We start from the raw sequence: 23286 nt of genomic DNA on the forward strand, positions 1-23286 counted from the left end.
ATCAACAAGGTGGGATTGAAGCACCTGGATCGCAACTACCCGAAGGAGTTGGTGGCCACCGGCCTGTCGTTTGACAACGAGACCCCGATCCAACCGGGAGAGACGCGCGAGATCAAGATGGAAGCGAAGGACGCGCTGTGGGAAGTACAGCGGCTGATGGCGCTCCTGGGCGACCCGGAGAGCCGGTTTGGCGGCCTGCTGATGACCTGGAGCGACACGGGCGATCGCAACATCAACAGCATCGCCGGAGCGGTGATACCGGTCTTCACCAAGCTGTAAGCTTCACACATGACACCGATCCGCCCCCGTCGACAGACGGCAAGGGGGATCGGTGTTTTTTATGCGCCCGCACGCGCGCCAGCGCCCGGGCCCGGATAACCGCAACCTGCGCGCCTCCTGGCGGCGCTGCCGCCGCAGGCCCAGGAACGACCCCGGCGAGCGGCCGGCGGATACGAATCGAACGGAAGTGGCCGAGGGGGCGGGACGTGTACCATGCACCATCACAATCCGGACGGGCTTGCCCGTCCATCGTCAGACAACTGAAACAGGCGGGTGCTGCAGCCCTCGTCCTGATGGCGCTGCTGCACACAGGCACGGCGGCAGGGCACGGCAACGTCTCCCTGGAAGAAGACCCGTGCGTGCGCCGCATCGGCGAGAGCATGGTGCACCTGAGCGCCTACCAGCCGCAGTTCGAACCCACCGCCCAGTACTGTACCGAAATCCCCGCGGTGGGCGACACCTACCTGGTGGTGGACCTGATCGATCCTGCCCTGCGCGACATGCCCATCAGCGTGCGCGTGACGCGCGGCACCGGCGAGGCCGAGGACGAGACCCTCAAATACCTCGCGGCGAGCTACCACCCGGATGGCGTCATCTCCACCGAGACCGGGCTGGATCAGGGCCTGTACACCGTCCTCATCACCGCCGAGGGCCAGCCGCCGCTGCGCTTCCAGTATCCCTTGCGGGTACAGATGGTCAACTACGCGCAACTGTTCCGCTCCGCCGTGGGTCCGCTGATCATCCTGCTGATCCTGACGCTTCTGGGTTACAAGCTCATGAAATCCAAGCGTGTGCAGCAATGGCGGGAAACCCGCAAGCGGCCCTGACAGGGGCTGCATTTGCCCGCCGAAGGCGGTAAGATCCGGCGCAGGCCCGACAACAACTCTTTTTTATAGGTGGATCCGACATGTTTCTACGCACACTCAAACCTGCCCTGCTCGGCCTGATCCTGGCCGCGGGCCTGCCGCACACCAGCGCCGTCCACGCCCACGGCGGCCTCTCGCTGGCCGACGACATCTGCAAGCTCACCATCGGCCCCTACACCATGCACTTCACCGGCTACCAGCCCGAGGCCACCCAGGAGAAGGAATTCTGCGAAGACATTCCCGGCACCGGGCGCACCGTCGTGGCGCTGGACTACATCGAAGAAGCCCTGCGTCCCCTGCCCACCGAAGTACGCATCATCCGCGACACCGGTGCGGCCGAAGGCGGCGAAGGCAACCTGGACGACATCACCATCCTGCACATACCCGCCAAGGTCTACCCCAACGGCTCCATCAACTTCGAATACGACTTTGCCCAGCCGGGCAAATTCGTGGGGCTCGTGACCGTGCGCGACCAGGCGGAGCACATCTCGCGCTTTCCCTTCTCGGTGGGCGAGCCCAAGGGCACCTCCCCGTTCCTGATCGGCGGCATCGTCGCCGCCGTGGGTGCCGCCGCATTCTTCTTCCTGCGCGGGCGCTCCGGCGGCGGGGCCGCGGCCTGAGCAAGGCGGAGCTGGCGCCGCGGACGAACCATATACCGGCAATACGGTCATACCCAATACAATCGCCGCTTTCATGAAGACCGGGAGACGGCTACAAAACGAGGGTCAACACCATGGAATCACGCACGACACCCCTGCAGCGTGCCGCCCGAGGCTGTGCGCTGCTCCTGATCGCCACACTCGGACTGCACAGCGCGCCGGTGCTCGCGCACGCCATGCTGGTCAAGGCGGAGCCGCCGCGGCGCGCGGTGCTCAAGAAGCCCCCGACCCAGGTACGCCTGTGGTTCAACGAGGAAGTCGAAAAGGACTACCCCTTGCTGAGCATCTACCAGGCCGACAAGACCCCCATCGTGGACAGGATCAAGCCGGAAGTGTCGGCCGACGATCCGCGCTCCATCGTCCACCCCCTGCCGGAGCTGGCGCCTGGCAAATACACCGTGGAGTACAAGGTTCTCTCGGTGGACGGCCACACCGTCAAATCCTCCTATGACTTCACGATAAAGAGCCAAGACCCGTCGCAATGATCGAGGTCGTTGCGACGCTGTTTCGCTGGCTGCAGCTCGCGTCCAACATGATACTGGTGGGCGGCTGCGTCTTCATGGCGATCGCCGGCGCCTGGCGCTCCCCCTGGGTGGGACGGCTCGAACGCCTGCTGCCATGGCTGGCGCTCATGCTCCTGGTGGGACTGGTGGGCATCCTCGCCACCACCACTGCCCAGGCCACGGGCGAGGACGCCAGCCTGTGGAACCTGCAGGCCTGGCTCGCCCTCATCCAGAACACCCGCATGGGCCACATCTGGGCGGGACGGGCCGCCAGCGCGATCCTGGTGCTTGCCATCGTCCTCTACATCCGCCACAGCGCCTCGCGGGCGCGCTGGCACTACCTGGCCTGCACCGCGGCCGCCTGCCTGACCCTGATCGTGGGCTCGCTCGCGAGCCACTCCGCCGCCGAAGAACTGTCGGTGCTCTCGGTGCTGCCCTACGCCCTGCACATCATCCTCGCGAGCGTCTGGTTCGGCGCCCTGCCCGCCTTCCTCCTGGTCTGCTTCACCTGCACCGGTGCGCTTGCGCCCGGGGAGGCGGGCGCAAGCGCCCTCCCGGCCCGGCCCGGCCCTGGCGCGTCGGGGGGCGGCGCGGCCGCGCACGCCCATCCGGGCCCCGACCTCGATCTTGACGCCGGAGACGGCGCCGTCGCGCGCCTGCATCCCGTCCTGCGCACCCGCGAAGAACTGATCCAGGCCGGCGCCCGGGCGCTGCAGCGCTTCTCGGTGCTGGCGCTGCCGGTGATGCTGGCGGTGATCGCCACCGGCATCCTCATCACCGACCGCATGGTCGACAGCGCCTACGCCGCCATGGTTTCCACCTGGTACGGCTGGCTGCTCAACGCCAAGCTTCTGCTGCTGGCCCTCGTCCTCGTGATCGCCGCGCGGGCGCGCGCCACCTGGCTGCCGCTGTTCTCCCAGGCCGTGCCCGGGGCCGCTGCCGGCATCCTCGAGAAAGCGCTTGCGGCGGGGCGCCACATGCGCCGCTGGGTAGGCCTCGAACTCATCCTCGCCCTCTTCATCGTCCTGCTGGCCACCATCGTCTCCAACACCGTTCCGGCCAAGCACGCCATCATCCAGGACTGGCCCTACGGCTTCCGCTTCTCCCTGGCGGCCACCTGGGGCGAGACCAGCGTCATGATACGCGTCTGGAGCGGCGTGACCCTGCTCCTCCTCGCCTTCGGCGCGCTCGCCTACGGGCGCAGGCACGGCTGGGAACGCAAGCGCAGGCTGGGCATTCCGGCGCTGCTGGCTGCGAGCGCCCTGGCGCTGGCACTGCCGCCGCTGGCGGTACCCGCCTATCCCGAGACCTACCGCAAGACCCCGGTTCCGTTCGACACCATCTCGATTGCCAACGGGGCCGTCCTGTTCGGCGAGAACTGCACCGCCTGCCACGGCCCGCAGGGCAAGGGCAACGGCGTACTCGCCAAATCCTTCAACCCCCCGCCCGTGGACCTGCTCACCGAACCGCACACCGCGCGGCACACCGCGGGCGACTTCCTGCACTGGCTCACCTACGGCATTCCCAACACCGGCATGCCGCCGTTTGACAACCTCACCGAAGAAGACCGGTGGGACGTGGTCAACTTCCTGCACGCCATGTCGCGCGGCTACCAGGCGCGCCTGATGAGTCCGCGGGTCGTACCCGAACAGCCCCAGCCGAACCTGGGCCCGCCCAACTTCTCCTACAGCGCGCATGACGGCACGAGCGGCACCCTGAAGGACTTTCGTGGGCGCAAGAACCTGCTGCTGGTCTTCTTCTCCTGGCCGCAGTCGCGCGAGCGGCTGGTGCAGTTGCGGGCGCTGGCGGCCCGTGTCGAGTCGGCCGACACGGTGCTGCTGGCGATCCCCGAGGACGACCCGGATGCCGGGGAGATCGCCCAGATCCTGAATGAGGCGACCTTCCCGGTGGTGACGCAGGGGGTGGGCGACATCGTGCCGAGCTACGCCCTGTTCCGGCGCACGCTGAACAAGCCCGACCTGCTGGGAGAGGGGACGCTGCCTGCGCACATGGAGTTCCTGGTGGATCGGTTCGGCTACCTGCGGGCGCGCTGGATCCCGGATGCGGACGGCCCCGGATGGGAGAACACCAGCATGCTGATGCAGCAGATCGAACAACTCAACCAGGAACCCGAAATCCTCCCACCTCCAGGCGACCACGTGCATTGAATGCACTCTCGCGGACGGTGCTGCCATTGCCAGCATTTCCGGATTGGAGGATAATATGCGGCCTCCCGTGGCATGAGGCGAACCAGGCCGTGCCGGGCATCGACCAAGGACAGAAACCATGAAAGCAGCGATACATCCCGAGTATCAGGAGATCACCGTGACGTGCAGCTGCGGCAACACGTTCCAGACGCGCTCCACCATGAACAAGCCTCTGCATATAGAAGTCTGCTCGGTTTGCCATCCGTTCTATACCGGCAAGCAGAAGATCGTCGATACCGCCGGGCGGGTGGAGAAGTTCCGTCAGAAATACGGCAAGAAGGCAGACGGCCAGACAGCGGTCTGATAGCGCTTCCCGACTCTCCGCGCGCTTCCATCTGAGCAGGTGCGCGGTTTCCCCAACCCTTGCTTCGGGCTGCCCGTTCGGGCGGCCTTTTTATTGCGTGTCGATCGCGGGCATGACCCGATTTTCGTGCCGGGCGGCCTCGGAAGGCCGCGGCGGAATCGATGCATGGAAGGCGTTACGAACTCGTCCGGCAGACGAATGTCTCAAACAGGGAGTCAGGGTCGAGCGGGTGTCGACGCACAGGCGGCAGGTCTGGCGGATGCAAGCGGGATGAGACAGGCGACATGAATATCGGCGGCACATGTCCGGGCAGAAGCGGCCGGATCGACCGGGTGCGGATATGGCGTTACCGGCATCCGGGCTGAACCTCCTTCTGGGCACCGTCCTGTTGCTGACCGGATGCGCGATCAATCCGGTGACCGGTGGCCGCGATTTCACCCTCATGTCCGAAGCCGAGGAGATCGACAAGGGGCGCCAGGCGGCTTCCGATATACTCAAGGAGTACGGGCGCTACGATTTGCCGCCTCTGCAGGCATACGTCGATGCAGTCGGGCAGAGGCTGGCCCGCGAAAGCCACCGGCCGCAGCTCGACTACCACTTTACGGTCGTCGACAGTCCCCAGGTCAATGCTTTCGCGTTGCCGGGCGGCCATGTGTACGTTACGCGCGGCATGCTGGCGTATCTCAATTCCGAGGCCGAGCTTGCCGCCGTGCTGGGGCATGAGATCGGCCACGTGACGGCCCGTCATGGCGTGCGGCAGTACAGCGCAGCAGTCGCCACCCAGGCGGTGGCCACCGTCGGCAGCCTGGCGGCGAGCATCCTGATGCCGCAGGCGGGCGGCCAGCTGGCACAGGGGTTGCAGAGCTTCCTGGGATTGACCGGGAACGCGCTGCTTTCCGGCTATGGACGCGGTCACGAACTGGAGGCGGATCGCCTGGGAGCCGAATATCTCGCGCGCACCGGCTACGATCCGCAGGCCATGATTCAGGTCATCGGGGTACTCAAGAACCAGGAGTTGTTCGACGTCGAGATCGCGCGCCAGGAGGGTCGCGAGCCGCGCCGCTACCACGGCATCTTCGCCACGCACCCCGATAACGACACACGCCTGCAGGAAGTGGTCGGCGAGGCGGGCCGCCCTGTCCGCCCGTCCGGTCGCGCAGACGGCCGGCGCACCGAATTTCTACAGCAAATCGAGGGTATCGTGTTCGGGGACAGCGTCGCCCACGGGGTCGTGCGCGGCAATACGTTTCGGCATCGAGAGATGGGATTCGCAGTATCGTTCCCACCGGGATGGCGCGTGCGCAACCGGCCAGACGAGGTAGCGGCGCTCAGTCCGGAAGGCGACGCGCTGGTGGCCCTGCGCCTCTTCGGTGAGCCTCGCGGTTCGCCGGCGGATCTCATCCGTGCGCGCCTGCGTCTCGCGCCATCGGATCGGGTGGTGTCGATGACCCGCAACGGTCTTCCCATGGCACTCGTCACCGCTTCCGTGCAGAACCGGGAGCCGTACATGGTGGCTGTGATCTATCACGACGACCAGGCGTTCCTCCTTGCGGGAAAGGGCGCTTCCCCCGCCGCGTACGACCGCCATCGCGATGCGCTCGCCGACTCGATCGGCAGCTTTCGTACACTCGCCGATGCGGAACGGGCCGCCATCAGGCCGCTGACCATCAAGATCATCACTGCCGCAGGCGGGGTGCGCTATGCGGATCTGGCACGGGACTCGCCGCTGGGGGCGAGCGCCGAGAATCACCTGCGCCTTCTCAACGGCCATTATCCCGACGGTGAGCCGATGATCGGTCAGCGCCTCAAGATCGTCGAGTAGACGCACCGTACCGTCTTCTCCGTCACATGTTCTGCGCGAGCAGGGGATGGTCGGTGATCACGCCGTCCACCCCGAGTTCCCGGCAGTGGTCGTGTTCGTCCTTGGTCACCGGGCCATAGACGAAGTTGCGGAACCCCTCCATCATGGCCTTTTCCAGCAGGCTGCCGTCGATGACCTCGTAATCCCATACAACGTGGTTGATCCTGGGATTGCTGTTGCCGCCCAGATAGGCCAGCAGGGAATCCGGTGTGCGCGGCCGGTGTGCAACCAATACCCCGAAATTCACCTTCAGGGATGCGGCGCAGAGGGCCACCACGTCGTGGCGGAACGAGGTCACCAGGATACGGTGGCCCGCTTCATGCCGTCGGATGACCTCCATCACGGTGAAGAGAGCCTGTATCGTCTTGATTTCGATGTTCCACAGGATCCCGGGAAACCCCTCGAGCGCCTCATCCAGAGTCGGCACCTCGTGCCCGACGGCATGCTCGATGTCCCGGCGGACGAGGCCGGCGACGGGACCGGCGGGCGTGATGCGGTCGTGGACGAGCACCGGCAGGCCATCCAGGCTGATGCGCACATCGGTCTCGACGCCGTTCGCGCCCAAGGCCACCGCAGCTTCGAAAGCGGCGAGCGTGTTTTCGGGAACCGCAGCGTGGGCGCCGCGATGGGCGATCACCAGCATGCCGGTCCGTCCGGGCAAGAGGTCTCGGCCATGGCTACGGCCATCCCGTATGGCCGGCGGAATGAAAACGGATTCGGGTCCGTGGATGGGCAGCGCGCCCGTCCAATCCGGATTTCAGGGGCGATGCCGGGGCGGCGGACACGGTATTCATGATGGGTATTGTAACCCTACCCGGCCTCGAATGGTCGATAGGGAAAGCAACTACCGGGATCGGCGTGCGGCGCCGGTGGCCGTGGAAGCCGGGCAATCCTCTCCGCCCGCGGTTATAATCCGAATCCTTGCCAATTTCTGCAGGAAAGCGAATGAACCTGGATCGAGTCAGCTCCGGTCGCGATGTGCCCGACGACTTCAACGTCATCATCGAGATACCCATGAACGCGGATCCCATCAAGTACGAGGTCGACAAGGAGACCGGCGCAATGTTCGTCGATCGCTTCATGTCGACATCGATGCACTATCCGTGCAACTATGGCTACATTCCGCATACGCTGTCCGAGGACGGCGACCCGGTGGACGTGCTGGTGATTTCTCCGGTTCCGCTCATCACGGGCGTGGTGGTGCGCTGCAGGCCGCTGGGCATGCTGAAGATGGTCGATGAAGCGGGCGACGACGCCAAGGTGCTGGCCGTGCCCATCGACAAGCTGTGCAGCCTTTACCGGAAGATCAAGTCTCCGGACGACGTGCCCGAACTGGTGCGTTCGCAGATCGCACACTTCTTTGCCCACTACAAGGATCTGGAAGCGGGGAAATGGGTCAAGGTGGACGGCTGGGTGGGTGTCAAGCAGGCCAAGGCCGAGATCATGGGCGGCGTCAAGCGTTACAATTCGGCAAAGAAAAAGCCCAGATTCTAGCGAAGACGGGGTCCTGACCACACCTTGCCGTCCATAGCAGGGGCACTCACGACAGATATATGAACTGGCTTGACCCCGTGACCCTGAAGGGGGAGATCGTGACCCTTCTCCCCCTGGGGATCGACCACATCGAACCCCTGAAGGATGCGGTGCGCGATGGGGAATACTGGAAGCTCTGGTTTGCAAGCGTGCCGTCGCCGGATCTCATGGAGCGTTACGTGGTTCAGGCCATGGAGGCCGCGGCGGGGGGAGACATCGCGTTTGCCGTCAAGCTCAATAGGAATGGCCGGATCGTCGGCACTACCCGCTTCTACGACGTCGACGCGATGACCCGACGGGCGCTGCTGGGGTATACCTGGTACGCCCGGTCAGCCTGCAGGACGGGCGTGAACAGCGAGAGCAAGCTGCTGCTGCTGCGGCACATCTTCGAGGAGAAGGACGCGATCGCGGTGGAGTTCAGGACGCACGCCTTCAACCATGCATCCAGGGCAGCCATCGAGAGGCTGGGGGCCCGGCAGGACGGCATCCTGCGCAGCCACCGGAGGATGGCGGATGGATCGATCCGGGATACGGTCGTTTATTCCATACTGCAGCATGAGTGGCCGGCGGTCAGGAGCAACCTGTCGAGCAGGCTCGCCATGCATGCGTCGGACGCAGCTGGCCAGGGGACGTAGCGGGTGTTCGCAGCGGAGCAGTGCCGGGTGTCCGGCGCGTCCTCCCTGCGGCCGGCCTGCCGGCGTCCCTTACGGAAACGCCGGAATCACGGGCTCGGTCCCCTCGATTTCCACGCTGGGCAAGTGAGCCTTGATGGCGCCTTCGATTTCCTCGACACGGCTCTTGGGGACGTCCGCCAGGACCAGGAGCTGTCCCGCCTCGATCGCCGCCTCGAACTGCCTGATCCTCGAACTGGCCGTACTGATACCGATCAGGCCGCCTGCCCATGCGCCCACGCCGGCGCCGGCCACGGTGCTCGCCAGCAGCACGCCGCCGGCGACGACCGCCGCGGCGGGTGGAATGGAGAGCGCAACGAGCCCGGCGAGAATGCCGGCCGAGCCACCGAGGGCAAGACCTCGTTCCACTGCAGGAATGAAATCGCTCTTCTGCATCAGGCTGGCCTCGGGCAAATCCTCGAGCGGTACCCCGCGTTTCGCGATCACGTGTATGTGCCGTTCCTCGATGCGTGCCAGCAGCAGCTCATCGACGATGCGCCGGGTGGTGTCGATGTCGGGAACGAGAAAATAGATTCGTCGCATCATGCTCTCCTATGAAGGTTGACAGATGAGGCATTCCGTCCGGAATGCGGCGTCCCTCCCACTCCCATCATAGAATGTCCCTCGAAAAAAGCAATATCCATGCTTGTTACATGGAAATGGGAGGCGCCGGCCGCGGGGAGCGAGATGCCCCCGTGAGGGATGGAACTGGTAATATCGATCCTGTGGGTGATGGCTGGTGCGCCGATTTCACCGGCCCTCCCTGTCTACGGAGCGCTCTTCATGGAAAGAATCAGGACACGCGCGGCGGTCGCCTGGGGCCCAGGCCAGCCGCTGAGCATCGAGGAGGTCGATCTGCTGCCCCCCCGGAAAGGAGAAGTTCTGGTGCGCATGATCGCAACGGGGGTGTGCCATACCGATGCGTTCACCTTGTCGGGGAATGATCCTGAAGGGCGTTTTCCCGTTATTCTGGGCCATGAGGGTGGCGGCATCGTCGAGGCGCTGGGTGAGGGTGTGTCCAGCGTCGCCGTGGGCGACCATGTCATCCCGCTGTATACGCCCGAGTGCGGCGAATGCGGGTTCTGCAGGTCGGGAAAGACCAACCTGTGCCAGGCGATACGCGCAACCCAGGGGCAGGGACTGATGCCCGACGGCACCACCCGGTTCATCAAGGACGGCAGGCCGATCCACCACTATATGGGAACCTCGACCTTTTCCGAATACACCGTGATCCCCGAGATCGCGCTGGCCAAGATCAGCAAGGAGGCGCCCCTGGAAAAGGTGTGCCTGCTGGGATGCGGTGTCACCACCGGCCTGGGCGCGGTCGCCAATACGGCGAAGGTCCGGGCGGGCGACACGGTGGCGGTATTCGGGCTGGGCGGCATCGGCCTGGCCGTGATCGTGGGGGCTGCGATGGCGAGGGCGGAGCGCATCATCGCGATCGACGTCAATCCCGACAAGTTTGCGATCGCGACGCAACTCGGGGCCACCGACGTGGTCGATCCGCGGGAGCATGGCAAGCCGATCCAGGAGGTCATCGTCGAGATGACGGGTGGCGGGGTGGATTTTTCATTCGAATGCATCGGCAACGTCGACGTCATGCGTTCCGCGCTGGAGTGCTGCCACAAGGGGTGGGGCGAATCGGTGATCATCGGTGTGGCCGGCGCGGGCGAGGAGATCCGAACGCGGCCGTTCCAGTTGGTCACGGGGCGCGTGTGGCGCGGTTCGGCGTTCGGGGGAGTCAAGGGCCGCAGCCAGCTTCCGGGATACGTGCAGCGTTATCTCGACGGCGAGTTCGAGCTCGACACCTTCATCACCCATACCATGCCGCTCGACCGCATCAACGCCGCATTCGACCTGATGCACGCGGGCAAGTCCATCCGTACCGTCATCCACTTCGGCGCATGACGCGGGATATGCCGGAACCGGGGCTGCTCTCTTCGCATCGCCTGTTCGAGGGATCCCAGGCGCGCTACCGGCACGTGTCGGTCGCGTTGGACTGCGCCATGAACTTTTCCATCTACCTGCCGCCGGCCGTCGCCCGCGGGGAGAGAGTGCCGGTCGTCTACTGGCTGTCGGGGCTGACGTGCACCGACGAGAATTTCGTCCTCAAGGCGGGCGCGCAGCGGGTGGCGGCGGAACTCGGCCTCGCCCTGGTGGCGCCGGATACCAGCCCGAGGGGGGACGGCGTGGCGTGCGCGCCGGACGGCGCCTTCGACCTGGGGCTGGGTGCGGGATTCTACGTCAATGCCACCCGGGCGCCATGGAGTCGCCACTACCGCATGTACGACTATGTCGTCGAGGAGCTTCCCGCGCTCATCGAACGGCACTTTCCGGTAAACGACCGGCGATCGATCTGCGGACACTCCATGGGCGGCCATGGGGCGCTGGTCGCTGCCCTGCGCAATCCCCGCCGCTACCGCTCGGTATCCGCCTTCTCGCCCATTGCCCATCCGACCGCTTCGCCTTGGGGACGCAAGGCTTTCAGGCACTACCTCGGCGAGGACGAGGCCGCCTGGAGTCCTTATGACGCCGTGCTTCTGATCGGCGCCGCCGCGCCGGAGGCGCACGTGCCGATGAAGATCGATCAGGGCGATGCCGACGAATTCCTGACCGAGCAGCTGCGCATCGATCGTCTGGAGGCCGCCTGCCGGGCTACCGGCTATCCGGCACGCATCAGCCTGCAGGCTGGCTACGATCACAGCTATTTTTTCATCAGCACCTTCATCGACAGCCACCTGCGCTTTCATGCGCAGGCGCTGGCCTGAGCGCCGCCTGCCGCAGGTGGGTTGCAAGGCGCGTCCCACGGGACGGCTAAACGTGGCGGCTTCTTCCTGTATAATCCCGCTTCTTTCACAGGATCTTCGGCCACGCCATGGAAGCGGAACGACTCAACGCCATCTTTTTCCAACTCGACGATCTCGACGATCGGGCGGCTCAGCTACGGAGGCATCTTTGACTTCGACAGCAAGCGGATACGCCTGAACGAACTGACCCGGATGACGGAAGATCCGGCCATCTGGGACGACAACAAGCGTGCACAGGAACTGGGACGGGAAAAGAAGGCGCTGGAAGACGTCGTCATGACCCTGGAGAGTGTGGGGCGGCAGTTGCGCGATACCCGCGAACTGTTCGCCATGGCCCGGGAGGAACAGGATGCGGCCGCGCTGGAAAGCGTCGCCGACGATGCCGGACGACTGGAGCGGAGGGTGGCGGAGATGGAGTTCCGCCGCATGTTCTCCAACCCGATGGATGCCGGCAGCTGCTTCGTGGACATCCAGGCGGGATCCGGTGGCACCGAGGCGCAGGATTGGGCGGCCATGCTGCAACGCATGTACCTGCGCTTCTGCGAGCGGCGGGGATACGCCGTGGAGACGCTGGAGGAATCCACCGGGGATGTCGCCGGCATCAAGAGCGCCAGCCTCAAGGTGACCGGCGAGTACGCGTACGGCTATCTGCGCACCGAAACCGGCGTGCACCGGCTGGTGCGCAAGTCGCCCTTCGATTCCGGCAATCGGCGCCATACGTCCTTTGCCAGCGTGTTCGTCTATCCCGAGGTGGACGACACCATCGAGATCGAGATCAACCCGGCGGATCTGCGCGTGGATACGTTCCGGGCTTCCGGTGCCGGCGGTCAGCACATCAACAAGACGGATTCCGCCATCCGCATCACCCATCTTCCCTCGGGTATCGTGGTGCAGTGCCAGAGCGGCCGTTCCCAGCACCGCAACCGCGCCGATGCGATGGCCATGCTGAAGTCCCGGCTGTACGAGGCGGAGCTGCGCAGGCGCAACGATGAGAAGCAGGTGATCGAGGACAGCAAGACCGACATCGGCTGGGGCCATCAGATCCGTTCCTACGTGCTGGACCAGTCGCGCATCAAGGATCTGCGCACCGGCGTCGAAGTCGGCAACACTCAGGCGGTGCTCGACGGCGGACTCGATGAATTCATCGAGGCGAGCCTGAAGCAGGGAATGTAGCCATGATCGAAAAAGAACGGGAGTTTCCCTCCGAGGCTGCCGACAAGGCATGTGTCGACGGTCGGGAGATCACTGAGGAGCGCCGCGCCAAGTTGGCCGCGCTGCGCGAGACGGGTGGCGCCTTTCCCAACGATTTCCGCCGCGGACATCTGGCGGACGCGCTGCATCGGCAGTACCGGGAACAGGCCGCGGACGTCCTGGAATCGGCGGCCCATCCGGTGAGCGTCGCGGGACGCATGATGCTGAAGCGGGTGATGGGCAAGGCGAGTTTCGCCACGCTGCAGGACATGAGCGGGCGCATCCAGCTCTACGTCACCCGCGACGCGATCGGAGCGGAGGCCTACGACGCATTCCGGCACTACGATCTCGGCGACATCCTGGGGGCCGAGGGCATAGTCTTCAAGACCCGCAGCGGCGAACTTTCGGTGCGCGTCACCCGCATGCGCCTCCTGACGAAGTCACTGCGTCCCCTGCCGGAGAAGTTCCATGGCCTCGCCGACCAGGAGCAGCGGTATCGCCAGCGCCATCTCGATCTCGTCATGAACGAGAACACGCGCCGGATATTCGCCATCCGCGCGCGCGTCATCCAGTCGATCCGCGACTTCCTCGTGGTACGGGGTTATCTCGAGGTGGAGACGCCGATGATGCATCCCATCCCCGGCGGCGCCGCGGCACGGCCCTTCGTCACTCACCACAATGCCCTGGACATGCAGCTCTATCTGCGCGTCGCACCGGAGCTGTACCTGAAGCGGCTGGTGGTGGGCGGCATGGAAAAGGTGTTCGAGATCAATCGCAATTTCCGCAATGAGGGGATATCCACGCGGCACAATCCGGAATTCACCATGCTGGAATTCTATGAGGCCTACCAGGATCACGCCTATCTGATGGATTTCACCGAAGCCCTGCTGCGCGAGGTCGCGATCTCGGCCCTGGGGAGCACCCGCCTGGCGTACCAGGGCAGGGAGATCGATCTGGCCCGCCCCTTCGCGCGGCTCAGCGTCGTCCAGGCGATCCGCCAGTTCCACCCCGACTGCACGGACGCCCAGCTCGGCGACCGGGCGTTCCTGAGCGACAGGCTGCGTTTGCTGGGCACAACCGCCGATGCCGGCGACGGCATCGGCACTCTGCAGCTGGCCCTGTTCGACGCCACCACGGAGCACCTGCTGTTCGATCCCACCTTCATCGTCGATTATCCCGCCGAGGTTTCGCCCCTGGCGCGGCGCAACGACGCCAGACCGGAGATCACCGACCGGTTCGAGCTCTACATCGCGGGGCGCGAGATCGCCAACGGCTTCTCCGAACTGAACGACCCGGACGACCAGGCAGACCGGTTCCGAGAGCAAGCCCGCGCCCGGGATGCGGGCGATGCGGAGGCGATGCACTACGACGCCGACTACATCCGTGCCCTGCAGTACGGCCTGCCTCCCACCGCGGGCGAGGGCATCGGCATCGACCGGTTGGTCATGCTGCTCACAGACAGCCCCAGCATCCGCGACGTCATTCTGTTTCCACAGCTGCGGCCGGAAGGCTGAACTTTTCCGATCGCGGTGCGCGGGCAGCCATTGCGAGAAAAGAACGTCACCCGTCGGGTCGATACGCCGGGTTGCAGTAGCCGTTGCCCTGAAACCACGCCATCGCGTCCGCCAGCGCCTCGACCGCGGGCCGGTAGCGATACCCCAGGACGCGCATCGCCTTCTCGCTGGAGTAGTACATCTTCTTGCGCGCCATGTGCACGCTGTCCAGCGTTGCCCGCGGTTCGGCGCGCGTCACCAGCGCCATTTTCTCCATGCACCAGGCGGCCGGCAGCATCAGGCTGATGGGGATGCCGAGACGCCGTGTCCGCTTGCCCTGGAGTGCATCGATGGCCTGCAGTATCTGCAGCAGGGTCATGTTCTCCCCACCCAGGATGTAGCGCTCTCCCGGTTGGCCGTGCGCGTAGGCCAGCAGGTGGCCGTGCGCGATGTCGTCGGCGTGGGCGATGTTGAGGCCGGTGTCGACGTAGGCTGGCATGCGGCCGCGCAGCGTGTCCACCACGATGCGTCCGGTCGGGGTCGGCTTGACGTCGCGCGGGCCGATCGGCGTCGAGGGATTGACGATGACCAGCGGCAGCCCGAGTTCGTCGGTCATCCGCTGCACGGCGCGTTCCGCCAGGAACTTGGAGCGCTTGTAGTGGCCGGTCATGCACTCGAGGCTGGACGGCGTTTCCTCGTCGACGCATGTCCCGTCACGACAGGCGCCCAAGGTCGCGACGCTGCTGGTGTAGACCATGCGCGCCATGCCGGCTTCCGCAGCCGTGCGAATGAGCGCTTCCGTTCCCCTGACGTTGATGTCGTACATGGTTTCCGGATTGGGCACCCACAGGCGATAGTCGGCCGCAACGTGAAACAGGTTGTCGCAACCGGCCACCGCACGTTTCAGGGAAGGCACCGAGCGCAGATCGCCTTCGGAAATCTCGACCGGCAGCGCATGGAGGTTGCGCCGGTCGCTGCCCGGCCTGACCAGGCAGCGGACCTCATGGCCGGCGCCGAGCAGACAGCGCGCAACCGCAGAGCCCACGAAACCGTTTGCTCCCGTCACCAGTGATCTCATCGTATTCCCTTCATTCCGGTTTCAGAACAGCTTCGGGAAAGTGGGCAGTCGGCGTCGTGATTCATCCGGTTCGCGCCGGCGCGATATCCAGCCCGTCTGGCGACCGTCAGGGAGTACGCGTAGCCAGGTGTTTTTCCACGTCTTCCTTGCTGAAGCCCAGCGCGGCGGCCACGCGGTCGGCATGGCTGACCCGCGATATGCCGGGAACGAGGCGATGGGTCGGCCCACCACGCCCGAATTCGCCCTGAAGGTAGCGGCCGATGCCCTTGCCCTGCAGGCGTTCGCACAATTCATGGTTGTGGGTGACCAGGAGCGTGCTGGCGCCGAGCTGGTGGAAGCCCGTGAGCACGTACTCGGAAAGCTCCATCTTTTCTTCGAACGTCGTCCCTTCCGAAAGTTCGTCCAGCACGACCAGACTGCGCGCGGTTGAATTGAAGAATATCTCGCGTGTGCGCTTCAGTTCGTGGCCGAAACGGCCCATGCCCTCATCCAGTTTGCCCGGATCCGGTACCTGGTAGAAGATGTGCTCCGCAGGCACCAGCCGTGCAGTCGCGGCAGGCATGTAGCAGCCGACCTGGCCCAGCAGCTGCAGCTGGGCCACGGTCTTGCAGTAGGCCGTCTTGCCGCCGCTGTTCGGCCCCGTGATGACCAGTACCCGTCCGGCATCGTCCAGGCGTATGTCGTTGGGCACGTAATCCGGATTGGCGTGGCCGAGCAGGGGATTCCGGGCCTCCGCGGCGATGAGCAGATGGCGCGTATGCTCCACGATCTCCGGCAGCGTCATCGGGCCGCCGAAGCCCTGCGCGTAGCGGCGGAACGACAGCAGTTCGTCCAGCATGCCCAGGGCGTCCAGTGCCCGCCCCAGTTCCGGGCTCTGGCGAAACAGTTTGCGTAGCGGATAGATGACGGTGTCGCGATCCGAGGCCGCGATCGCGATCAGGAGGACGGCCAGGACGGGAATGGCGAGCACGAACAGCCCGTATCCCAGACGGGCGAGCCCGAAGCTGGCGAGCATATCCTGGAAGAAGAACAGGGCTGCTCCGAGCGCGGCGAACGTGGCCACCACCGGGAGCGGCTTGACGAGCGACGGGGTGAAGCGCAGTGCGGGCGAATAGCGCGGCTTTTCCTCCCGTGTCCTGAATTTCCCCTCAAGGGGATAGACGGGGCCGCGCATCAGGGAATAGATGCGCGAGGCGCCGAAATCGCGAATGACGCCGAACAGGCGCTGCAGATAGGTGCTGCGGGGAGGCGGCAGGGTATCGATCGATTCGACCATATCGATCACGAATCCGGTGCCGTCGACGTACTGGTGGTAGCCGTAGCCGCTGAATTCCATGCTGTTCCGGTCATTGCCGCCGCCATCCACGGCGAGACCGCCGGTGAAGGTGCCGTAGAGCAGTTGATGGAGTGCATGCTCCTGGCCGGCCATCGTCTTGATGAAATTCTGCAGCGCCTCCTGCAGCCCGGGCTCGGACTCGAGTTCGCGCAGTGCTTCCTGCTTTTCCCGTGCCAGCACGGGATCGGTGGAAGGGCGTGCTAGGGAGCGGTACAGAACTGCCTGGCCCACGTGCGTGGCCGCATGGTTGCAGCTGTCGAACAGGGCATCGACCTCGATCGCGTCGAACGTCCGGGCATCGAGGACGCCCTCCCTGCCTTCGCCCGGGCGCGTATCGCGTATTCCCGCCGGGCGGTCGCCGCGGGCGAGGATGGGAGGGTGCTCCCCGGAGGCGGCGGGGGCGGGTGTCGGAGTGTGCATGGCCTTATCGTGAGGATCGAACCCGAATCCTGCCACGAAGGGGCCGCGATGACAATCCGGGCATGGTAATCCGTATGGGAAAGGACTGCAGCGAGCCAGAGTCCGGCCGGAGGCGGCACCGACAGGCGGCGACCCTTGCTCTCATTGAATTCGTGATACCGGGTCCGTCTGTCCCCGGCTGTAGGTGGAAGGAATGCCGGGAGGAGGTTTTTTCGTCAGCACGTCGTTGAGCTGCCGCAGATCGTCCTCGTCGAGTTCGCCCGCCTCCGCTTCCAGCTTCAGTTTGGCCATGAGAAAGTTGTAGCGGGCCTGGGCCAGATCCCGTCGGGCGGAATAGTGCAGCTGCTGGGCGTTCAGTACGTCCACCTCGGTTCTGACACCCACCTCCTGTCCGAGCTTGGTGGAATCCAGCTGGCTCCTGCTCGACGCCACCGCCTGCTCCAGCGCCTTCACCTGGGCGATGCCGTTGGTGACGTTCAGGAATTGCTGGCTCACCTGCAGCACGCTGTTGCGCCGCGTATTGTCCAGATCCCTGAGCGCCCGCTGCTGATTCGCCAGTGCTTCACGTACCCGGGACTGCGTGGCGAACCCCTGGAAGATCGGAATGTTGAGCTGCAGGCCGATTTCCTTGGAAGTGAGATCGATCCCGCGGCCGGTGATCGTGCCGCCGACGCCCTGCTGATCGCTGTATATCGCGACCAGGTCCAATGTGGGATAGTGTCCCGCCTTGGCCCTCTCGATGTCCTGCTTGGCGATGCTGACGATGGCCTCCTGCACCCTGAGCGCGAGATTGTTCTGTTCGGCCACGCGGATCCATTCGTCCATCGTCGTATATTTCAGGGTGAGCAGGTCGGAGGTGGCCTCATCCGGGCGTATGAGATCATCGGGCATGTGCCCGATGATCTGCTGCAGGGCTCGCTTGCGTACTTCCAGCTCGCTCATGGCGGCGATCTGCTGGGCGAGCGTGAGGTCGAAGCGGGCCTGGGCCTCGTAGGTGTCGACGATGGTGGCGGTGCCTACCTGGAAATTGCGCTTGGCCTGCTCCAGCTGTTCGCCGATGGCCTTCTTCTGGGCCTCGGCCACCTCCAGGCTGGCGTGGGCGGCCAGGATGTCGAAGTATGCCTGGGCCACCCGCAGGATGAGATCCTGGGAGGCGATGATGAACTGCCAGTCCGCCTGTGCGACCTGGATCTTGGATTGCTCGTAGATCGCGAAGTTTTCCTTGCGGTACAGCGGCTGGGTGGCGGTGATGGTCAGGCTCTGGTTGTCGATGGTGACCTGGGGCGCCAGCGCCCGGTCGATCAGCTGGCGGCGTCGCACACCCGAGAAGGTGACCGTGGGCAGCAGCCCGGCCCGTCCCTGGGGAAGTTTTTCCTGGGCGGCCAGGTGCGTGGCGCGCGCCGCGCTGTACAGCGCGTCCTGTTCCAGCGCCTCCCGGTAGACCTCCATCAGGTCGGCGGCATGTGACGCACCGTGCAGGAAGGTACCGAGGAACAGAAGGGCAGGGAAGAGAATGCGCGAAGTTTTCACTTTGATCCGGGATGCCTCGCCTGACTGGAAACAACGGCCGATGTCTGGCCGGGCCCGATGGGCGGAGTCATCGGGTTGGCGCGCAGGTCGGGGAATGCATTCGCAGAATCAAAACGTGAATCGCTTGGGTTGCTCCGCATTTCTCAGCGGGGGGATACAGGTTTCGAACAGGTTGACCGCAAGGAAGGCGTCGGCATCCTCACCCTGAGCCTGCGGCATGCGGGTCACGAGCCGACCCTGCATCACCGGCTCCTCGCCCACCACCGCGAACAGGCGTCCACCGACACCGAGGCTCTGGCGGAACGTATCCGGCAGGACCGGCGTGGAGCCGGTCAGCACGATCACGTCGTAGGGCGCATGCTGCGGCCAGCCCCGGCCGGCATCGCCCAGTTCCAGGGTCACGTTGTCGATTCCGTGCGCGCAGAGGTTCCTTTCCGCCATCGTCTTCAGTTCCGGTACGATTTCCACGCTGTGGACATGACGCCCCCTGCTTGCCAGCAGGGCGGTCAGATAGCCGCTGCCGCTGCCGATTTCCAGGATCCGGTCGGTTTTTTCCACCTGCAGATCCTGGAGGATGCGCGCCTCCAGCTTCGGGGTCAGCATCACCTCGCCATATCCCAGGGGAATCTCCATGTCGACGAACGCCAGCGAACGATAGGCCGGCGGGACGAATTCCTCGCGCCGCAGTTCGAACAGCAGCTGGAGCACCTCCTGATCCAGTACGTCCCAGGGGCGAATCTGCTGTTCCACCATGTTGAATCGGGTTTGTTCGAGATCCATGTCCATCTTGTCAATGAATGTTGTTTTCAGGGAGCGGCCGCCATCGCAGGCTTGCAATTATTCCATATTTCCATTAGCTTCACAGCAGCAGCTAGGGGTCCGTTTCCGGAGAACCTCCGGAAACCGGTGAGAGAGTCCCTCAATACCTGATACGGATAATGCCGCCGTAGGGAAGCTGGGACGGTCCGTCCCGCTCGTTTATGGCATTGCAGACTTAAAGGAGCGCACCACTACCATGAATGCCCCAGCCCTCAATTCCCCTTCGGCCGCCCCTCCGTTCTCGAGCCAGAACGCCCATGTCGACGAGGGGGCGGTCAAGCCGCTGCCGCAGTCCCGCAAGGTCTACGTGCAGGGGTCGCGCGCCGACATCCGGGTGCCGATGCGGGAGATCAGCCAGTCCGACACCCCCGCCGGCATGGGGGCGGAGCGCAATCCGCCGATCCATGTCTACGATACGTCGGGACCCTATACCGATCCGGCGGTGAAGATCGACATCCGCTCCGGCCTGCCGGCCCTGCGGGAGGCATGGATCGATGCGCGCGGAGATACGGAGGCCCTTGCCGGCCCCGCCTCCGTCTACGGCAGGCAGCGCCTGGCCGATCCTCGGCTGGCAGGCATGCGCTTCAACCTGCGGCGCCAGCCGCGGCGGGGGAAGGCGGGAGCGAACGTGACGCAGATGCACTACGCCCGCCGCGGCATCGTCACGCCGGAAATGGAATACGTCGCGATACGGGAGAACCAGCGCTGCGAGCATTTCGACGCCCAGCGCCGCGAACTGCTCACCCGGCAGCATCCTGGACAGGATTTCGGGGCGCGCCTGCCCCGGGTCATCACGCCGGAGTTCGTGCGCGACGAGGTGGCGCGGGGACGGGCCATCATTCCGGCCAACATCAACCACCCCGAGTCCGAGCCCATGATCATCGGGCGCAACTTCCTGGTGAAGATCAACGCCAACATCGGCAATTCCGCGCTGGGATCGAGCATCCAGGAAGAGGTCGAGAAGATGACCTGGGCGATACGCTGGGGCGGGGATACGGTCATGGATCTGTCCACCGGCAAGAATATCCATGAGACCCGGGAATGGATCATCCGCAACAGTCCCGTGCCCATCGGCACGGTGCCGATCTACCAGGCACTGGAGAAGGTCGACGGCAAGGCGGAAGATCTGACGTGGGAGATCTTCCGCGATACCCTGATCGAACAGGCCGAGCAGGGCGTGGACTATTTCACCATCCATGCGGGCGTGCGGCTGGCCTACGTGCCCATGACGGCGCGACGCCTGACGGGTATCGTCTCCCGCGGCGGCTCCATCATGGCGAAGTGGTGCCTGGCGCATCACCGCGAAAGCTTCCTGTACACCCGCTTCGAGGAGATTTGCGAGATCATGAAGGCGTATGATGTCAGCTTCTCGCTGGGAGACGGCCTGCGGCCGGGCTCCATCCACGACGCCAATGACGAGGCGCAGTTCGCGGAACTGGAGACGCTGGGCGAGCTTACCCGGATCGCATGGAAGCACGACGTGCAGGTGATGATCGAGGGGCCGGGGCATGTGCCCATGCATCTCATCAAGGAGAACATGGATCTGCAGCTCAAGTACTGTGACGAGGCGCCTTTCTATACACTGGGGCCGCTGACCACCGACATCGCGCCCGGGTACGACCATATCACCTCCGCGATCGGCGCGGCCATGATCGGCTGGTACGGCACCGCCATGCTCTGCTACGTGACGCCCAAGGAACACCTCGGCCTGCCGGACAAGGACGACGTGAAGGACGGCATCATCACCTACAAGATCGCCGCCCACGCGGCGGATCTGGCCAAGGGCCACCCCGGCGCCCAGGTGCGGGACAACGCCTTGTCCAAGGCGCGCTTCGAGTTCCGCTGGAACGACCAGTTCAACCTCGGGCTCGATCCCGACAAGGCCAGGCAGTTCCATGACGAGACCCTGCCGCAGGAGGGTGCCAAGCTGGCGCATTTCTGCTCGATGTGCGGCCCCCACTTCTGCTCCATGAAGATCACGCAGGACGTGCGCGACTATGCCGCCAACCAGGGTCTGGGCGAGCGTCAGGCGATCGAGAGAGGCATGGAGGAGAAGGCACTCGAGTTCGTCGCTCAGGGGGCCGAAATCTATACCCGGCTATAGCATCGGCAGGCGTTCATCCTCCCGCTTCCCGATCCGATGCCTTTCACCCCGCATTCGCCTGTCCGGGCCCGCGCCCCACTGCCCGGATAGATGGCCATGGATTGGCACCTGATCATCAAGGCTCTGCTTCTCGGCATCGTCGAGGGGCTGACCGAATTCCTGCCGATTTCTTCCACTGGCCACCTGATCCTGGCCAGCGACCTGCTCGACTTCAACGACGAGAAGGGGAAGGTGTTCGCGATCGTGATCCAGCTGGGAGCGATACTGGCCGTATGCTGGGAGTACCGTGCACGGATAGGCAGGGTGATCGCCGACATCGGCAGTCACGAGGAGGCGAACCGCTTCGCCCTCAACCTGCTCATCGCGTTCCTGCCCGCGGCGCTTCTGGGGCTGCTGTTCATCAAGGTGATCAAGCAGTACCTGTTTCACCCGGTTCCGGTGGCGATGGCGTTCATCATCGGCGGCCTGCTGATCCTCTGGGCCGAGCGCAGGCGGCACGTGATAGACGTTCACCGGGTGGAAGACATGGACTGGAAGCATGCCCTCAAGGTCGGACTGGCCCAGTGCCTGGCACTGATACCGGGTACCTCGCGCTCCGGTGCCACCATCATCGGGGGGCTCTTCTTCGGCCTGTCGCGCAAGGCCGCCACGGAATTCTCGTTCTTCCTCGCGATTCCCATCATGTTCGCCGCCACGTTCTACGACGTCTACAAGCATCGCGAGATCCTGCACTTCGACGATGCGGGCGTGTTCGTGACGGGGTTCGTGGCCTCGTTCATCAGCGCGCTGATCGCGGTGCGCGGGTTGCTGCGATTCATCAGCCAGCATGATTTCGCCGTGTTCGCATGGTATCGCATCGGTTTCGGCCTCCTCGTGCTGGCGACCGCCCACTTCGGCTGGGTGCAGTGGTCGGAGGCATGACCCGGAGGAGAAACGGCATTCTCCCTGGCTGAGTATGGGCTAGCTCTGTACCCAGGGCAGCCCGGCTGCCTTCCAGCCTCCAGCGGTGCCCCGGTGGCCGGTCGCATCCTTGTCGCCCTCGAAGCCTTCCAGGATGTTGTAGCTTCGGGTGTATCCGGCATCCGCCGCCGCGCTGGCGGCCTGGTGCGAGCGGCCTCCGGTGCGGCAGAGAAACATCACCGGGGAGGCCTTGTCCGCCCGACCGGCCAGCAGATCGAGAAAGTCCGGGTTGGCGCGCATGCCGGGGTAGGACTGCCATTCGATCTCGACGGCGCCGGGAATCCGCCCGACCCAGTCCCATTCGGCCTGGGAACGCACGTCCACCAGCCGGGCGTCGGGAGTCTCCTGCAGCAGCACCAGGGCCTCCGCCGGCAGCAAGGCACCCTCGTACGGCAGGTTCATTTCCTGGGCACGCTGTCGTGCCCGATCAAGTATTGCAGCAATGGTTTCCATGTGGACCTCGGTTAGGCATGGTTGAAGATACGATCGCACGTGCCCGGCAGGCATCCTGCGATTCCCGGATTCTATCAGGATTGAAACCGCGGCCCGCGCGACATCCGGATCTTTGTTTGTGGCTTGATGGCGACATGCGTGCCGGGGCTCCATGCTGATATATAATCGACATTTGGCGGCATCGGCGCGCATTCCCTGCGTAGGCGCCGAAT

The 23286-nt window shown here is 64.8% G+C and carries 22 protein-coding genes and 1 riboswitch; of the genes, 15 read left to right on the forward strand and 7 right to left on the reverse strand.

Annotated features, from left to right (window positions below):
* From BT108_RS03430 to BT108_RS03460, 7 genes are all read left to right on the forward strand, one after another.
* A partial coding sequence (locus BT108_RS03430) for a methane monooxygenase/ammonia monooxygenase subunit B (protein ID WP_218184804.1) occupies window positions 1-279 on the forward strand: 279 nt, incomplete at its 5' end.
* Between the two features lie 293 nt (window positions 280-572).
* A complete protein-coding gene (locus tag BT108_RS03435; protein ID WP_255369594.1) occupies window positions 573-1106 on the forward strand; it encodes a hypothetical protein in 534 nt (177 codons plus the stop codon).
* Between the two features lie 80 nt (window positions 1107-1186).
* Window positions 1187-1765 carry a hypothetical protein gene (locus tag BT108_RS03440; RefSeq protein WP_072293165.1) on the forward strand — a complete coding sequence of 193 codons (579 nt, stop codon included), beginning with the start codon at window positions 1187-1189 and terminating at the stop codon, window positions 1763-1765.
* A 113-nt stretch (window positions 1766-1878) separates the two neighbouring features.
* Complete coding sequence (locus BT108_RS03445; RefSeq protein ID WP_072293166.1) at window positions 1879-2289, forward strand: copper resistance CopC family protein; 411 nt, start codon at window positions 1879-1881, stop codon at window positions 2287-2289.
* Window positions 2286-4475, forward strand: a complete 2190-nt coding sequence (locus BT108_RS03450; protein ID WP_072293167.1) for a c-type cytochrome — start codon at window positions 2286-2288, stop codon at window positions 4473-4475. Before BT108_RS03445 ends, BT108_RS03450 begins: the two co-directional genes overlap by 4 nt.
* Window positions 4476-4593: 118 nt before the next feature.
* A complete protein-coding gene (gene rpmE, locus BT108_RS03455) occupies window positions 4594-4818 on the forward strand; it encodes a 50S ribosomal protein L31 (RefSeq protein ID WP_072293168.1) in 225 nt (74 codons plus the stop codon).
* Between the two features lie 340 nt (window positions 4819-5158).
* Window positions 5159-6640 carry a M48 family metalloprotease gene (locus BT108_RS03460; protein ID WP_072293275.1) on the forward strand — a complete coding sequence of 494 codons (1482 nt, stop codon included), beginning with the start codon at window positions 5159-5161 and terminating at the stop codon, window positions 6638-6640.
* Between the two features lie 22 nt (window positions 6641-6662).
* On the opposite strand, the gene BT108_RS03465 is transcribed toward BT108_RS03460, so the two are convergent.
* Complete coding sequence (locus BT108_RS03465; protein ID WP_255369595.1) at window positions 6663-7340, reverse strand: glycerophosphodiester phosphodiesterase; 678 nt, start codon at window positions 7338-7340, stop codon at window positions 6663-6665.
* A 284-nt stretch (window positions 7341-7624) separates the two neighbouring features.
* Between BT108_RS03465 and ppa the strand changes: the two genes are divergently transcribed.
* Both ppa and BT108_RS03475 read left to right on the forward strand, forming a co-directional pair.
* Entirely contained in the window at window positions 7625-8173 is a 549-nt protein-coding gene (gene ppa, locus BT108_RS03470; RefSeq protein ID WP_072293170.1) for an inorganic diphosphatase, read from the forward strand.
* A gap of 59 nt (window positions 8174-8232) precedes the next feature.
* Window positions 8233-8847 (forward strand): GNAT family N-acetyltransferase, encoded by a 615-nt coding sequence (locus tag BT108_RS03475; protein ID WP_072293171.1) that lies wholly within the window; start codon window positions 8233-8235, stop codon window positions 8845-8847.
* A 69-nt stretch (window positions 8848-8916) separates the two neighbouring features.
* On the opposite strand, the gene BT108_RS03480 is transcribed toward BT108_RS03475, so the two are convergent.
* Window positions 8917-9426 (reverse strand): DUF1269 domain-containing protein, encoded by a 510-nt coding sequence (locus BT108_RS03480; protein WP_072293276.1) that lies wholly within the window; start codon window positions 9424-9426, stop codon window positions 8917-8919.
* A gap of 240 nt (window positions 9427-9666) precedes the next feature.
* Here BT108_RS03480 and BT108_RS03485 point away from each other — a divergent pair, with 240 nt between their 5' ends.
* From BT108_RS03485 to lysS, 4 genes are all read left to right on the forward strand, one after another.
* Window positions 9667-10791 carry an S-(hydroxymethyl)glutathione dehydrogenase/class III alcohol dehydrogenase gene (locus tag BT108_RS03485; protein WP_072293277.1) on the forward strand — a complete coding sequence of 375 codons (1125 nt, stop codon included), beginning with the start codon at window positions 9667-9669 and terminating at the stop codon, window positions 10789-10791.
* Window positions 10788-11651, forward strand: coding sequence for an S-formylglutathione hydrolase (gene fghA, locus BT108_RS03490; RefSeq protein ID WP_072293172.1), 864 nt, complete (start codon window positions 10788-10790; stop codon window positions 11649-11651). The genes BT108_RS03485 and fghA overlap by 4 nt, the downstream gene beginning before the upstream one ends.
* A 107-nt stretch (window positions 11652-11758) precedes the next feature.
* Window positions 11759-12863, forward strand: a protein-coding gene (gene prfB, locus BT108_RS03495) for a peptide chain release factor 2 (protein ID WP_143142383.1) whose coding sequence is annotated in 2 segments (ribosomal slippage) — window positions 11759-11839 and window positions 11841-12863 — 1104 coding nt in all. Because the reading frame shifts where the segments join, the coding sequence is not laid out codon by codon here.
* Between the two features lie 2 nt (window positions 12864-12865).
* Window positions 12866-14395 (forward strand): lysine--tRNA ligase, encoded by a 1530-nt coding sequence (lysS, locus tag BT108_RS03500; protein ID WP_083566163.1) that lies wholly within the window; start codon window positions 12866-12868, stop codon window positions 14393-14395.
* Window positions 14396-14441: 46 nt separating this feature from the next.
* On the opposite strand, the gene hpnA is transcribed toward lysS, so the two are convergent.
* The 4 genes from hpnA to BT108_RS03520 all read right to left on the reverse strand — a co-directional run bounded on the left by hpnA (window position 14442) and on the right by BT108_RS03520 (window position 19518).
* A complete protein-coding gene (hpnA, locus tag BT108_RS03505; RefSeq protein WP_072293173.1) occupies window positions 14442-15452 on the reverse strand; it encodes a hopanoid-associated sugar epimerase in 1011 nt (336 codons plus the stop codon).
* 106 nt (window positions 15453-15558) lie between these two features.
* On the reverse strand, window positions 15559-17208 hold the full coding sequence (locus BT108_RS03510) for a MutS-related protein (RefSeq protein WP_072293174.1): 1650 nt from the start codon (window positions 17206-17208) through the stop codon (window positions 15559-15561).
* A 141-nt stretch (window positions 17209-17349) separates the two neighbouring features.
* Window positions 17350-18738 (reverse strand): TolC family outer membrane protein, encoded by a 1389-nt coding sequence (locus BT108_RS03515; RefSeq protein WP_072293175.1) that lies wholly within the window; start codon window positions 18736-18738, stop codon window positions 17350-17352.
* 108 nt (window positions 18739-18846) lie between these two features.
* Window positions 18847-19518, reverse strand: a complete 672-nt coding sequence (locus tag BT108_RS03520) for a protein-L-isoaspartate O-methyltransferase family protein (RefSeq protein ID WP_072293280.1) — start codon at window positions 19516-19518, stop codon at window positions 18847-18849.
* 83 nt (window positions 19519-19601) lie between these two features.
* Window positions 19602-19708: riboswitch (TPP riboswitch) on the forward strand.
* 45 nt (window positions 19709-19753) lie between these two features.
* On the opposite strand from BT108_RS03520, the gene thiC reads away from it, so the two are divergent.
* Entirely contained in the window at window positions 19754-21661 is a 1908-nt protein-coding gene (thiC, locus tag BT108_RS03525) for a phosphomethylpyrimidine synthase ThiC (RefSeq protein WP_072293176.1), read from the forward strand.
* A 96-nt stretch (window positions 21662-21757) separates the two neighbouring features.
* Entirely contained in the window at window positions 21758-22582 is an 825-nt protein-coding gene (locus BT108_RS03530) for an undecaprenyl-diphosphate phosphatase (protein WP_072293177.1), read from the forward strand.
* Between the two features lie 39 nt (window positions 22583-22621).
* Here BT108_RS03530 and BT108_RS03535 read toward each other — a convergent pair whose 3' ends face one another.
* Entirely contained in the window at window positions 22622-23074 is a 453-nt protein-coding gene (locus tag BT108_RS03535) for a rhodanese-like domain-containing protein (RefSeq protein WP_072293178.1), read from the reverse strand.
* Window positions 23075-23286: the final 212 nt, after the last annotated feature.

Origin of the sequence: Nitrosovibrio sp. Nv17, from assembly GCF_900119085.1 — a bacterium.
GTDB lineage: Bacteria > Pseudomonadota > Gammaproteobacteria > Burkholderiales > Nitrosomonadaceae > Nitrosospira.